The 13,728-nt window shown below is 38.8% G+C and carries 11 protein-coding genes; 5 read left to right on the top strand and 6 right to left on the bottom strand.

Translation table 11 applies throughout. The annotated features are described in order from the left end of the window. Positions 1-2,631 (top strand): peptidase associated/transthyretin-like domain-containing protein, encoded by a 2,631-nt coding sequence (locus DTA23_RS14685; RefSeq protein WP_112375135.1) that lies wholly within the window; start codon positions 1-3, stop codon positions 2,629-2,631. Positions 2,632-2,711: 80 nt separating this feature from the next. Here the strand turns inward: DTA23_RS14685 and DTA23_RS14690 are convergent, their stop codons facing one another. From DTA23_RS14690 to DTA23_RS14710, 5 genes are all read right to left on the bottom strand, one after another. Continuing rightward, positions 2,712-4,265, bottom strand: a complete 1,554-nt coding sequence (locus DTA23_RS14690; RefSeq protein WP_046673301.1) for an Rne/Rng family ribonuclease — start codon at positions 4,263-4,265, stop codon at positions 2,712-2,714. Between the two features lie 303 nt (positions 4,266-4,568). Then, on the bottom strand, positions 4,569-5,405 hold the full coding sequence (locus DTA23_RS14695) for a tetratricopeptide repeat protein (RefSeq protein WP_070562796.1): 837 nt from the start codon (positions 5,403-5,405) through the stop codon (positions 4,569-4,571). Between the two features lie 18 nt (positions 5,406-5,423). After that, positions 5,424-5,708: an HU family DNA-binding protein gene (locus tag DTA23_RS14700; protein WP_046673299.1), complete on the bottom strand. Its 285-nt coding sequence runs from the start codon at positions 5,706-5,708 to the stop codon at positions 5,424-5,426. Between the two features lie 247 nt (positions 5,709-5,955). Beyond that, positions 5,956-7,002 (bottom strand): PLP-dependent aminotransferase family protein, encoded by a 1,047-nt coding sequence (locus DTA23_RS14705; RefSeq protein ID WP_112375136.1) that lies wholly within the window; start codon positions 7,000-7,002, stop codon positions 5,956-5,958. Between the two features lie 23 nt (positions 7,003-7,025). Continuing rightward, positions 7,026-7,994: a D-2-hydroxyacid dehydrogenase family protein gene (locus tag DTA23_RS14710; RefSeq protein ID WP_112375137.1), complete on the bottom strand. Its 969-nt coding sequence runs from the start codon at positions 7,992-7,994 to the stop codon at positions 7,026-7,028. A gap of 270 nt (positions 7,995-8,264) precedes the next feature. Here DTA23_RS14710 and DTA23_RS14715 point away from each other — a divergent pair, with 270 nt between their 5' ends. The 4 genes from DTA23_RS14715 to DTA23_RS14730 all read left to right on the top strand — a co-directional run bounded on the left by DTA23_RS14715 (position 8,265) and on the right by DTA23_RS14730 (position 13,124). Continuing rightward, the gene (locus DTA23_RS14715; protein ID WP_112375138.1) at positions 8,265-10,412 is read left to right on the top strand and encodes a TonB-dependent receptor; all 2,148 of its coding nucleotides are present in this window, start codon (positions 8,265-8,267) and stop codon (positions 10,410-10,412) included. A 151-nt stretch (positions 10,413-10,563) separates the two neighbouring features. Continuing rightward, positions 10,564-11,178 (top strand): tetratricopeptide repeat protein, encoded by a 615-nt coding sequence (locus DTA23_RS14720; RefSeq protein ID WP_112375139.1) that lies wholly within the window; start codon positions 10,564-10,566, stop codon positions 11,176-11,178. A gap of 6 nt (positions 11,179-11,184) precedes the next feature. Next, positions 11,185-12,252: a sensor histidine kinase gene (locus DTA23_RS14725; RefSeq protein ID WP_112375140.1), complete on the top strand. Its 1,068-nt coding sequence runs from the start codon at positions 11,185-11,187 to the stop codon at positions 12,250-12,252. Positions 12,253-12,374: 122 nt separating this feature from the next. Then, a complete protein-coding gene (locus tag DTA23_RS14730; RefSeq protein ID WP_112375141.1) occupies positions 12,375-13,124 on the top strand; it encodes a LytR/AlgR family response regulator transcription factor in 750 nt (249 codons plus the stop codon). 129 nt (positions 13,125-13,253) lie between these two features. Here the strand turns inward: DTA23_RS14730 and DTA23_RS14735 are convergent, their stop codons facing one another. After that, a complete protein-coding gene (locus DTA23_RS14735; protein ID WP_112375142.1) occupies positions 13,254-13,721 on the bottom strand; it encodes a hypothetical protein in 468 nt (155 codons plus the stop codon). Positions 13,722-13,728: the final 7 nt, after the last annotated feature.

Genomic DNA, 13,728 nt, shown 5'->3' on the forward strand with positions numbered 1-13,728 from the left:
ATGCCCAAAAATTTTGTGCTGTTTGTCTGTTTTTGGCTATGCGGCTATTTCTGTTATGGGCAACATCAGATCTCCGGGGTTTTATTAGATAACACGAGTAAGCAAGGTATTCGCGCAGCAAGCGTTAATCTAAAATCTAGTGATGGAAAAGTAATTTCCTTTAAAATAACGGATGCTCTTGGGCATTTTGAAATGATAACATCCAAGGATCTAACAAATGCCTACATAGAGATCAACCATATCGGGTACAAACGTTTCAGCCAAACACTTGGGAGCCAACTACGCAACCTTCAAATCATACTCGAACAAACCACTATTTTATTGGAGGAAGTCAAGATCAAAAGTGCGCCTAAAATAGCACGCAGCGGGGACACACTCACCTACAACGTGGCTGGATTTGCTGACCCCAATGATCGAACTATCGGCGATGTATTGAAGCGAATGCCTGGGCTGGAAGTCCTTGAAAATGGTGAAGTGAAATACCAGGGCAAATCCATTTCAAACTTTTATATCGATGGGGATGATTTGCTGGCTGAAAAATACGGTTTGGGGACAAAATCAATATCCCCAGATTTAGTTAAAGACATACAAGTCATATCTCATCATGAGCATATTAAATTGCTCAAAAATAAAAGGTATAGTGATGATGTTGCGCTAAACCTGGTAATAAAAGAAGAAGCTAAACTAAAGCCGTCCGGTAGCATAATGCTCGGATTGGGAACTCCCAAACATTTCGATGGAGATCTAAACACGATGATGTTTAACAAAAAAGTGAAATTTCTCAATGCCCTGAAAGCAAATAACATCGGTCAGGATCTTGCTATTTACATGGAAGAAACGAGATCACAGGCAAAAATTGACAATCTACTTTCTTTAGGAACAATCGGCAGCCCTCCTTTAGAGAAAAGAGATTACCTCCAGAATAAGACCGGCCTTTTCGATTTCAATTTTTCAAAACCGATTAAAAAAGACTGGTCGCTACGTACGAATATCCAGGGATTATATGACAGAAACAACATTCATTATGAAGGGAAAAACACCTATTATACTGAAAAGGGGGATATTTCATTCCATGAGATTCAGATTGCACAAATTAACACTAAGGCCGCGACCGGGCAAGTGACAGTTGAGCGCAATACCGATCATTTTTACTTTAAAAATTCCTTAACAATGGGGCTAAATAGTGAGGATTCCGAATCGAGTATCTCATCAGATACAATACCGATCGACAACAATATTCATCATAGGTCCAAAACGATCAACAATCAACTGATTTATGTGCCGGAGCTTAAAAATGGAAATATTATCCAACTTCAATGGTCTAGTAAATATTATACAAAGCCCCAGAGACTACGCAGTTCTACCGAAGTATTCAATGACCTGTTTTATCCAGTCATATTTGATAAGATAATCCAACATGTCAATGTACCGACCTTCAATACTGTCGCTTCGCTGGGATATCGCTTCCCCAGCGGTAAAATAAACCAATACTACGGTATAAAGCTCGAATTAGAAAATCAACGCCTTGAATCTAAAATCGAACTCCTACAGGGAGAAAAAATTTTCAATCCGTTGCTAGATTCAACAATAAATAGAATGAATTGGTTACGCACATCCAGTGAATTCAATGCACATTATGCTTGGAATAAAGAGCGTTTTAAATCAAATTTATCCTTGCCTGTCGCCTTTATCCATACCCGTTTTGAAGACAAAAATTATCAGCTCAATAATTGGAAAAATCTCATCCAATTTACACCCAGCTTTAGCGCTCGATACCATATTGGCTATGATGATGAACTTGCATTTTCCTATAAAAATAGCAACAACTTGGGAAATATAGATGCTGTTTATCGCGGTTTGATTATCCAAAATTACCGAACTAGATCTTATAATAGCTCAGCCAATCCAGTGAGCAGAAATAATGATTTTTTCTTGAACTATAAATTGGGACAATCGGTTAAATTACTGTTTTTTCATTTTGGACTAGGTTATGAAATTCACTCAACAAACAATATAATAGCCACTACAGTTACAGACTCATTGACGGCGACACAACTGATTGCAAAAGAAAATTCTATGCACAGCTATACAGCTACCATCGGTCTTGATAAATATATATTCAAGCTAGGGGCCCTATTCAAACTGAAATTCAATTGGAGACGATCAAACTACAATCAGTTATTTAACAAGGAAATATTACCCATTGCCATTACTTCTTATGAACTACAACCTGCTTTCAACAAGAAATTTTTCAGAAGGATAGCACTAGATTATAATAGCTCCATTAATCTATCATTTTCTTCCCAGGGCAATGCATCGTCAGATCGTCGTATTCTTTTTATTACGCAATCGATGAACTTCCCCATCAATATCACAAAATCAGTATTACTTAAATGGAATCTTCAGCACCTTTTTAACAAACAGCCTGATTATAAGAATACAAATTATTTATTCTGCAACGTCATGACAAGATATAGTCGATGGGGAATGGATTTTGAACTGGATATACGCAACCTAGCCAATATAAAAAGTTTTGAAACAAACTCCATAACAGCCAATGTACAGTCGCAGAATCGTTATGAACTGCGGGGACGAACGGCTCTCCTTAGGGGAATTTACCATATCAAATAGGTTTCTTATAGGAATTTAAATGCTATAAAAACAAAAAAGGGTTAGTATCACTACTAACCCTTTTCGTTAATCTCTTTCTATTATAACTTAATTTCTTCATCCTTCGCATTGAAGAAATGGAATTCAGTTAGATAATATGACGTCATTGGATTTACTTTAATCCATTTTCCGTACTTCATGAACCATTTCATTCTTTTAGAAATCAAACCAGACTTAATGTAGGCGTCTATATAAGGGTGAACACATAAGGTCACCTTCTTTTCGTTCTGTTCTTGAAGAATAAAGCTCAAATTATTTTCTATATCATCCATAAGGACAATACTTGATCGGATTTCACCTGTACCATCACAAGCCGGACATTTTTCGTTTGTGACAATATTCATTTCAGGTCTAACGCGCTGACGTGTAATTTGAACCAATCCAAATTTACTTGGAGGCAAAATCGTATGTCTCGCTCTATCCGCTACCATACATTCTTTTAAGAACGTATACAACTCTTTTCGATGATTGGGTTTATGCATATCGATAAAATCGATGACTACAATTCCGCCCATATCACGCAAACGCAGCTGTCGCGCAATTTCTTTTGCTGCTTCCATATTGACCAGCAATGCATTGTCTTCCTGATTCTCCTTATTCGCAGAACGGTTACCACTGTTGACATCAATGACATGCAGGGCTTCGGTATGCTCAATTACGAGATACGCACCACCAGGCAATGTTACCGTTTTGCCAAAAGCTGCCTTGATTTGCTTTTCAACTCCGAAATGATCAAAAATTGGCTCTTTATGTTTATAAAGTTTGACAATTTTCTCCAAATCTGGAGATATATCGTGTATATATGATTTTGTTTCTTCGAAGATCGAAGGATCATTAACATAAATATGTGAAAACTCGTCTGTCAAAATATCCCGTAGAATAGTGGATGCACGATCCATTTCGCCAAGAACCTTTTGAGGCGGTTCAGCATTACGAAGACGTTTGGTAAATAGTTCCCATTTTGAGATCAGGTCCAATAAGTCACGTTGTAGTTCTTCAACACCCTTACCTTCGGAAACTGTACGAATGATAACACCAAAATTAGCTGGCTTAATCCCTTCGACAATCTTTTTTAGGCGGTTGCGTTCATTACTACCTTTGATACGCTTGGAAATGGAAACAGTACTTGAGAAAGGTACCAAAACGACAAAACGACCTGCTATTGAAAGGTCTGAACTCAGACGCGGTCCTTTTGTTGAAATGGGTTCTTTGGCGATTTGTACTGGCACGAGCATATTTTTGCTCAAGACATCAGAGATCTTACCAGCTTTATCGATATCCTTTTCAAGTTTTAAACTATTGAGCAGTTTCTCTTGATAACTGCCATTCTTCACTATACGCGTAAGCTTTAGCAAAGATTGAACTTGAGGACCCAAATCTAAATAATGTAGAAAAGCATCCTTTTCGTAGCCTACATCTACGAAAGCTGCATTAAGCCCAGGCATAATTCGCTTGATACGTCCAAGATAGATATCTCCAACAGCGAAGTTATTATTTGCGGGCTCGCGGTTAAGTTCAACAAGCTGCTTATCTTGTAGTAAAGCAATAGTTACCCCTTTATCAGGAGTTGAATCGATAATTAATTCCTTTACCAAAAGCTACTCATTTTTGATACCTATGCAATATCCTATCGCAATCTTGGGTATCCGATTAAACATTTAAAGAACGTTGTTACGAAAAAAACAATCTACATCCCCTTCACAGACATGTAGATCGTTTCGTAAAGCTATCTCAGCAAAATGGGCCAAGATGTTTAAAAGCTTATCACAAGACTATTTTTTCTTGTGTCTATTTTTTCTTAAACGTTTTTTACGTTTGTGAGTAGCCATCTTGTGTCTTTTTCTTTTTTTTCCGCTTGGCATAGCTAAATTTTTTAATGATTATAAATAATAAATTAATTACTTGCTCAATTCGGCAATCTTTCGATCGATGAATTGTGATAGGGAAGGATCGGCTGCCAGTTCCTTACTTTTTTGAAAAGCTGTAACGGCTTCCTTTTTCATCCCAATATTTTCATAGCCTGTGGCTAAGTAAAAGTATGACTCAGCATCGGGTTTTTGATCGATAACGGTCTTAAAACGCTCGATGGCTTTGTCAAACTGACGGGATTGTAATGAAAACAATCCCAAAGTTTTGTTTGCTTCTAAGTTTTTAGGATCGGCAGCAACGACTTCTCGCAACAAGGCAATACCTGCCATAGGGTTGTTCGTTCCCGATACCATTGCGGCACCCAATCCTGTTTTTGCATCTAAACTACTTGTATTCGCTTTTAACGCAGCCTCATATGCATGAATAGCATTTTGATTCAACGCTTGAGCTAAAGTAGAATCCTGCAAATTTGTATAAGCGGCACGATAAGCATTACCTGCTTTCAACCAATACTCAAACTTCGGTGAAACCTTCGCCATTTCCTCATAGATGAAAGCCTGAGGGGCTGGTTTTGCGACATCATCCCACTTATTTGCCAACTGTTGCAACAGCTTTATCTTATCCTCTCCAGAAGCTTTTGCAACTTGGCCCTCAATATCGGAAATTTCTTTGACTAAACTAGCATCTAAACCTTGTTTTGTCATCGAAGATATATTTTCCAAATTTACTTCATTGGACGGCTTCGACTCAGATGCTGCAGCAGTTTGTTTTTCTTTGTTCACCAAACCTTTAATAGGCTGCGCTAAAAGCACAGCAACCAAGGCTACTACTGATCCTATGACTATTATCTGTTTGGTTTTTGCCATTTTAATCTATTTTAAAGATTATTTATTGCCATTCTTTACTTTCTCTACGAAAATTTTTGCTGGCTTGAAACTAGGAACAAAGTGTTCAGGGATAATGATTGCTGTATTTTTTGAAATGTTTCTTGCAGTCTTCTCAGCTCTTTTTTTGACTACGAAGCTACCAAAACCTCTTACATATACATTTTCTCCTCCGATCATTGCGTTTTTGACAACTTTAAAGAACGCCTCTACGGTTTCTTGAACATCTACCTTCTCTAAGCCAGTTTTGGTAGAGATTTCTGCAATAATTTCTGCTTTAGTCATATCTATTTTACTGTAATTATTTATTTTTCAACCCTTAAGCCAACTAATGTTTGGGGATGCAAAAGTATTGTTTTAAAATGAGTAATGGAAATTATTTAAATACTTTTTTGATAAATAAGCTTCCAAAAGCCAAACATTTACAATCAATTAACGAGACATTACGTTCGACCAACCCTTAAATAAACCTCAAAAATAAAAACAATTATCTAATTTACAAGATGTTGACTTATTAGTTGTCATATAAAAATCAATATATGCCAATTGCATGACTTAGCTGATCCAAATCCGCCTTGGTATGGTGTGCATTTACCACAATCCGATTTAATAGGGGATCTGTAGCAAGGGGATAAGGAAAACTTGACACCAGTACTCCCGCATTCATCAGCCTCGCATAAAGGCCCGTATCCGTTGATGAAAACACCGGAAAATTAGCAACAGCGTTTAATTCAGACCCCATATGTGCTTTGAAGGAATTAATATTATACTGCAACTTTTCGAATTGCCGTAAATAGATCTGCTCTCCATGGATAAATGCATATAAGCTCGCTGGCGAACTTGGAGAAGCCCCTGTATAAAAGTTTGATCGCTTGAAATACTTAATTCGTTCCTCATCGGCCAAAATCAATCCAGCATCTGTTGCCAGGCCTTTCGCCAAGGATGCGACGACAATCAGCTCAATATTAACCTGTTGAAAACTACTCTTATCTAATGAAATGCCATTCTTGCGCAAAACTCCTATTCCGTGAGAATCATCCAAGAGCAGTATAATTTTTTTGCCCGGATCAATACGATTGAAAACAGTGAAATCGTATAATTCCGGGCGCATATTGTCCAAGCTGTTACTAACGATGATAAATGATTTTTGGGCTGAATGATTGATATACTCGATCGTTGCATTGGCCCAGTCAACAAAATGTCCAGTTGCTGCAGGCTTTTTATCTAACCATAAAGAAGGGTGACATGCGGGTGCGTACAATACTTCGCCTTCAGCCGCCAAGGTTCTTACAAGAAATTGCGTCGCCAGATATCCACTTGAGAGCAACAGACTTGCTTCAAAACCAAAACGCATTGCAGCATATTCTTCCGCTTGATCAAATATGGCCTGTTGCACATTATTATTTCGTGAAGTGCCATTGTTAATACCATATCGCTGTATACCTTCTATGAAAATAGCAGCATATGCTTGATCTGTTGCCAGCCCTAGATAGGAAGTTCCACCGAAAAAAAGATATTCCTTACCGCCGACCACAATAACTCGACCTGTTGGTTGTTCTAAATGTGTAAAATTATTCATCTATATATAGCCGATTCATTTAATTAGCGGGTCAAGACTTCGGGGTTAGCGATATGCTGTGGATTACCCTCGGAAAAGGCTACAATATTCTCAAAAGCAAGTCTAAATAATCGTTCATAACCATTCTTCTCCACATAGCCAATATGTGGCGTACAGAGCACATTTGGTAGCTGCAATAAAGGATAGTTAGGATCAAAGACTGGCTCGGACTCATAGACATCTACCGCAGCCATTCCCGGAACACCTGTTTCGAGCGCGGTCAATAGTGCACCCTCTTTAACCAACTCTGCACGGGAAGTATTGACAAAAAGTGCAGTCGGCTTCATAGACCGGAGATCTTCGAGCTTTACGATACCTCGCGTCGCAGGCACTAACCGAAGGTGTAAAGTAACAACATCTGAAAAATGAAAAAAATCGGATTTACTTGTTGCAGCTAAAAAACCGTCTTTTACAGCTTCTTCTCGGGAATTTTCGCTTCCCCAAACAATTACTTGGGCACCAAAAGCCTTTGCATATTGCGCTATTCGCTTCCCTATTTTTCCATAACTCCATATCCCTATTGTTTTTCCGGAGACACATTCTCCTATGTTCGTTTGCCATAGGCCTTTGTCCATATCTGAAAGAGCCTTAGGTAAACCTCGGAGTGCATTCATGATCAAAAGCCAGGTCAATTCAGCTGGAGCGACAGGAGAACCCATACTTTCAGCAACAGCCACATGAAAGCTGCTACAAACAGCCAAATCCAAATGATTTGAAATTTTGCCCGTTTGGCTGATCAACTTTAGTTTGGGAAGCTGGGACAACAGATCTTCTGTAATCTGGGTCCGTTCTCTGATGAGCACTAGCGCTTCCGTATCGCTTAATTTTTCCGCCAGTAAAGCCGGATCTGCATAGGACTGTTTCAATATTTGGACATCGTGACCATCAAGAATTTTGAAACAGTCCAACTGTCGGACAGCATCTTGATAGTCATCTAAAATGGTTATTCGCATTTTTTTGACTTAATTTTAAACTCTCATTTTCAATATCCAACGAAAGTAAAAGGCTTTTATATCCCTATAACTTCATCGCATATAAAAGCAATATAGTACGTTCCCATCTTTCCATTGCGGAACTTATTTAGGAAGGAAATTTTGCTTTTCGATATCAATTTACAGCATAAAGTTGGAATCCTGCAATTCGTCATGATATTTTGACATTCCATCCACTCTTTTTCGCAGAAGCACTTACAGCCGCTGATATTTGAATAAAAATAAAGAAAAATGAAGCTGTTATTAACCTTACTATTTTTAAGTATTACCATCGTATCGGCACAGTCTATCTTAAAAGGGAAAGTACTGGGCAAAAACGGCAAACCGATATATTTAGCCAATGTTTTTATTGAAGGCACCTATGATGGCGGCACGACTGATTCGCTTGGAAACTTTATGTTTGAAACTAGTGAACAAGGTACTAAAATGCTGAAAGCGTCTGTTGTGGGCCTCCCAACATATAGTAAGTCTATCCAGCTTCCTCAGAAAGAATTGCTTATTATTCAAATGCAAGAAAGTGAGAATCGCCTACAGGAAGTCACGATTCAGGCAGGGGTGCTACAAGCCAATAGCTCCGGAAAAAACACGGTAATGAGTCCATTGGATATTGTCACTACGGCAGGCAGCATGGGAAACATCATCAGCGCATTAGCAACATTGCCCGGTGCACAGGTTGGGGGAGAAAATGGACGTCTTATGGTTCACGGTGGAGATGCCTCCGAAACACAGACCTACATCAATGGAATCAGAGTAGCCCAACCTTACACCGCAACACCAAATGAAGTTCCTGTAAGGGGTCGATTTTCACCCATGCTCTTTAAAGGCGTAAATTTCTCTACAGGTGGTTATTCGGCAGAATTTGGTAATGCGCTATCCAGCATTCTAGCCCTAAACACCGAAAATACCATAGAACAACGCAAAACAGAGTTTTCACTATCTTCCGTTGGACTAGGTTTGGGACATACCTTACAATGGGGCAAAAACTCCCTCACCTTCAACAGCAGTTATACCAACTTAAAACCTTATTCCAAAATTATTACGCCAGATATCAAATGGACAAAACCCTATGAAAACGCCTCCGGAGAAATGATCTATCGCCATCAGTTTAAAGAAGGCTTTCTAAATATCTATGGGGCATACAATTTCGAAAATATGGGACTTTACCAAGCAGACATCAATTATGAGCAACCTGTCCCATTGAAAAAGAAATCCAACAATGCCTACGCCAACATTAGTTACAGTCAGAATCTGGGAAACCGATGGACTTTCCAGTCCGGCATTGGCCTAGGCTACCTGACCGATAAGCTGCACTACGATGACGTTTACCTACCTAATGAAGAAAAAAGTCTTCACTTAAAAGGAATGCTAAGTAAGGTCTGGAACAATAAGATTAAAAGTATTGGCGGAATAGAATATTTCGACACCAATTATCAAGAAGAATATCACCGACAAACCATTGGTTATCACTACGGGTATCATAGCAAGATGACCGCCGTATTTACGGAAACGACCTTCGGCATCCTCCCGAACTTAATCGGGAAAATCGGCTTACGAGAAACCTCCTCCAATTTGCAGTCGAAGAACACTTTAGAACCAAGAGCTTCGCTGGGCTACGCATTAAATAAATATACGCAGCTCTCACTTGCCTATGGGAACTTCCATCAGCAGGCACCAACACCTCTATTAAAATATGCCCCTCAGCTTGGCTGGATGGAAGCCAATCACTATATCGCAAATTATTTCTATGCCCGTGGAGGGCACTTACTTCGATTAGAAGCTTATCATAAAGAATACAACAATTTGGTAAAATACAACAGTGCGACGCCAAATTACGACACCCAATATGACAATAACGGAAGCGGTAAGGTCAAAGGCTTTGACCTATTTTACAAAAACAACAGCAGCATCAAAAACCTCCAATACTGGATTTCATATTCTTATACGGACAGTAAGCGAAATGACGCGAATTATCCGACAACAGTTACTCCCCCTTATGTCTACAAACACAGTTTCTATATCGTTGGAAAATACTGGCTACCCAGTCTACGTTCACAGCTCAGTGTGACAAATTCGTTTGTATCCGGCAGAAATTACAATGATCCCAATCAAACAGTATTTATGAATAGCCATACAAAAGGTTACAATAATCTTTCTATGAGTTGGTCGTTCCTTTATAGCCAGCAAAAAATTATCCATTTCTCCGTCAGTAATGTTCTTGGCGCTAGCCCAATCTATGGCTATCAATATGCAGACCGACCAAATTCACAAGGAATCTATGACCGTAGACCGATTGTCCCTACCGCCAAGCGCTTTGTGTTCCTAGGTTATTTCTGGACAATTAGTAAAAATGAAAAGGACAATCAATTGGACAATCTATAATAAGCATCAACACATCATCGAAATATGTCGGTCCATCCAAAATTATTTCTGTTTGCAGCGAAGGATTGCCAACTTCAATAACAATCAATAACATATACATCAAACACAACAGCAATAACTTAGAAAAATATTTAAACTAAAACGAAAGATCATGAAATCATTTATTATCGTCCTCATCTGCCATATAAGCGGCAGCGCGTTTGCACAAGGCAATTTTGAAAAAAATATGGGACAAGCCATGAGTCTATGGCAATCGGGAGAGACACAAAAAGCGGCCGCTCTTTTAGAACGTATTGCACAGGCAGAAAAGGACAATTGGATTCCTGCCTATTATCAGGCAATGGTACTGACAACAGCATCCTTTAGGGAGAAAAATAAAGAGACACAGGCAAAATATATTCAGTCTGCAGAAGAAATACTAAACAATAGCTCCCAGGACAACAATTCAGAATGGCTTGTACTGAAAGCGATGAACCAAACAGCATTGATGATCACAGATCCCATGACAAAAGCCAAAGAGCTTTCGCCTAAGATTATAGCTCTATATAAAAAAGCCATCTCCCTTGCGCCAAACAACCCCCGGGCTGTATTGGGACTAGCGGAATTCCAAATAAACGCAAAAAAATATTTTAACCAGGATACCAACAAAGAATGTGAGGATGTAAAGAAAGCACTATCTTTATTCGGTGAAGAGAAGATTACTACGCCATTTGCACCTTCATGGGGCAAAGATCGGGCAGAACAACTCGTAAAGGAATGCAAATAACACGTTGTGAAAAAAGCACTATTTAAAGCGATTATACAAGCACTACTCGCAAGCCTGGTCGTGACCATCTATTTTGTGGTTGTGGCCAAGCTTGACCATAATGATGTCCCTTGGGTATCCATCATCTTTCACCCTAATATGGTCCGAGGTTTACTATATGGATTTTTTCTCTTTCTGGGTCACAGCTATCTATCAAAATGGGTCGGAAAAAAGTACCCGAACAGTAAAGATTTTGGGAAGAAGATGATTGTTTTTTACAGTATCAGTTTTTTCTTGACCGTACTGGTCGTTTTTATTGTCAATGCTTTTTTCTCCGGACTTTTTAACCCTGGTGTTCCCAAAAATTTCGCTCAGCGTTTCCACCAATTTATTCATCAACAACGTGTTGCATATTATTTTCAAACCGCGATGATATCTTGGTGCATTTCAATGATTTTTTTTGGTTTCTATTTCTATAAAAGATTCAAAGATTACCAAATCAAAGAATCTCATCAGGAAAAACAACAAATAGCAGCACAATTTGAGTCGCTCAAGAATCAACTCGACCCACATTTTTTGTTCAACAGCCTGAATGTATTGAATGGATTAATTGAGGAAAGCCCTAAAAAAGCCAGCATGTTTACGACAGACCTTTCTAAGATATATCGCTATGTATTGGAACAAAGGGACAAAAGCCTCGTTTCTTTACAGGAAGAGCTTACTTTTTCAAAGGCTTATTTAAACCTCTTGAGTCTGCGCTTCGAAACCGGTATACAGATCGATCTACAGATCAATGCGGAACAGCATACTGGTTTTATATTACCGCTTTCCCTTCAATTACTGATCGAAAATGCAATCAAACACAATATTATTTCGATCAGGAAGCCGCTTTTATTGAAGATTTATAGAAAAAATAATTACCTCTATGTTGAAAACAATCTTCAAAAAAAGAAAGTGCTCCATGATCATTCGGGAATCGGTTTGAAAAATATTCAGGAACGTTATGCTATACTGTCCAATCTACCTGTGTATATTCAAGAAAGTGATCTATTATTTTCTGTCGGACTGCCTATTATCCATGAAATAGTCTTTTAAAAGTAACCTGCTCTTAATAAACATGCGGGAGCTAAGCACAGCAAAAACAATAGCATGGGCACAACGATTCAACAAATTAAGCAATACAACGGTCTGATGATCGATAACCACGTAAAAAAGTAATGAAAATAGTAATTATAGAAGACGAACTTCCATCGGCGAGATTACTTCGAAGAAAACTTGAGGAACTCGGTTACACCGTATCTGCTGTACTGCAAACTGTGGAAGAATCCATTGAGTGGTTTATGTCAAACAGTGACCCAGACCTCCTTTTTTTGGATATTCAGCTCGCGGATGGGATTTCATTTGACATCCTGGAGCAGGTGAAACCCAGTTCGGCCATTATTTTTACCACCGCATACGATGAATATATGTTGCGTGCTTTTAAACAAAATAGCATCGATTACCTGCTGAAGCCAATTGAAGATGAAGAATTGGAAAATGCAATTGAAAAATTCCGCCAATTTAGACGCCCCAATCCCCAGTTTGATCTGGCATCGCTTCAAGCGTTGTTTAGAAACCCTGCCCCAACATTTAAGGAACGCTTTACAATCAAAATCGGCCAAAGTCTAAAAGTTGTGACAAGCCAGCAAGTTGAATGCATTTACAGCGAAAACAAAGGCACTTACCTTTATACCAACGAAAATGGAAACTATCTTTTGGATCAGACATTGGACGCACTAACACCGCAACTGTCACCCAAAGCATTTTTTAGGATCAATCGAAGCACGATTATTCAATTTGATGCCATCAAAAATATTGCTGTACATTCCAATGCCCGGCTAAAAATATACCTCAAGCATTATGAATCCGAAGAGCTCATTATCTCCCGGGAGAAAGTCTCAGCCTTCAAAGACTGGCTGGACAACTAATTCAGGAAAAACCAAAAGACTTCTTCCGAGCAGGAGTTAACGCGGGCATACTGATACCGTAGCGACGACATAATCATGCGGTAAGCAAATATCCCAGAGAAAATATACAAGCTGATTGAAGAATCTGAGCTACATATTGATCCGATAATTTAGCGGAATACTAAATCGAAGAGACACCGCAAAACCCTTTATCGGATTATAATCTTTTTTTTCATTGATGGATAATCCATAACCAAAATCAAGATCCACCAATGTAGCCAAGCTCAATCCAACTTTGGGGGTAATGGTATATGGAGTAAGTTCTGTACGAACAAAAGGAGTCAAGACATATGTTTGGGGATAATACGTTATTCCGGCCTCAGGGATTACGGCAAACTTTTTTTGTGTCCATGTAAAGTTAGCTGTAGCATCTGCTCGCAGTATATGATCTCCACTAAAAGGAAATGCGAAATAAGCGCCGGTTTTTAATATACTGCCTTTTTGGAACTGATAACTCAGTGAAGGACCGATTAAATAATCTTGCGCTTTTAGGTTGCTAACCAGCGCTAACAACACAACAAGTGACCCCAGGAGTTTATAAATCGTCTTACTGCGCATTTTTCAA

It is taken from the genome of Sphingobacterium multivorum (assembly GCF_900457465.1).
Classification (GTDB): Bacteria; Bacteroidota; Bacteroidia; order Sphingobacteriales; family Sphingobacteriaceae; genus Sphingobacterium; species Sphingobacterium multivorum.

Excerpts from the sequence above, each read along its gene's own strand:
- DTA23_RS14720 (WP_112375139.1), top strand. The coding sequence starts at position 10,564 with ATGAAATCATTTATTATCGTCCTCATCTGCCATATAAGCGGCAGCGCG.
- DTA23_RS14730 (WP_112375141.1), top strand. The coding sequence starts at position 12,375 with ATGAAAATAGTAATTATAGAAGACGAACTTCCATCGGCGAGATTACTT.
- DTA23_RS14735 (WP_112375142.1), bottom strand. The coding sequence starts at position 13,721 with ATGCGCAGTAAGACGATTTATAAACTCCTGGGGTCACTTGTTGTGTTG.
- DTA23_RS14715 (WP_112375138.1), top strand. The coding sequence starts at position 8,265 with ATGAAGCTGTTATTAACCTTACTATTTTTAAGTATTACCATCGTATCG.
- DTA23_RS14710 (WP_112375137.1), bottom strand. The coding sequence starts at position 7,994 with ATGCGAATAACCATTTTAGATGACTATCAAGATGCTGTCCGACAGTTG.
- DTA23_RS14695 (WP_070562796.1), bottom strand. The coding sequence starts at position 5,405 with ATGGCAAAAACCAAACAGATAATAGTCATAGGATCAGTAGTAGCCTTG.
- DTA23_RS14685 (WP_112375135.1), top strand. The coding sequence starts at position 1 with ATGCCCAAAAATTTTGTGCTGTTTGTCTGTTTTTGGCTATGCGGCTAT.
- DTA23_RS14700 (WP_046673299.1), bottom strand. The coding sequence starts at position 5,708 with ATGACTAAAGCAGAAATTATTGCAGAAATCTCTACCAAAACTGGCTTA.
- DTA23_RS14705 (WP_112375136.1), bottom strand. The coding sequence starts at position 7,002 with ATGAATAATTTTACACATTTAGAACAACCAACAGGTCGAGTTATTGTG.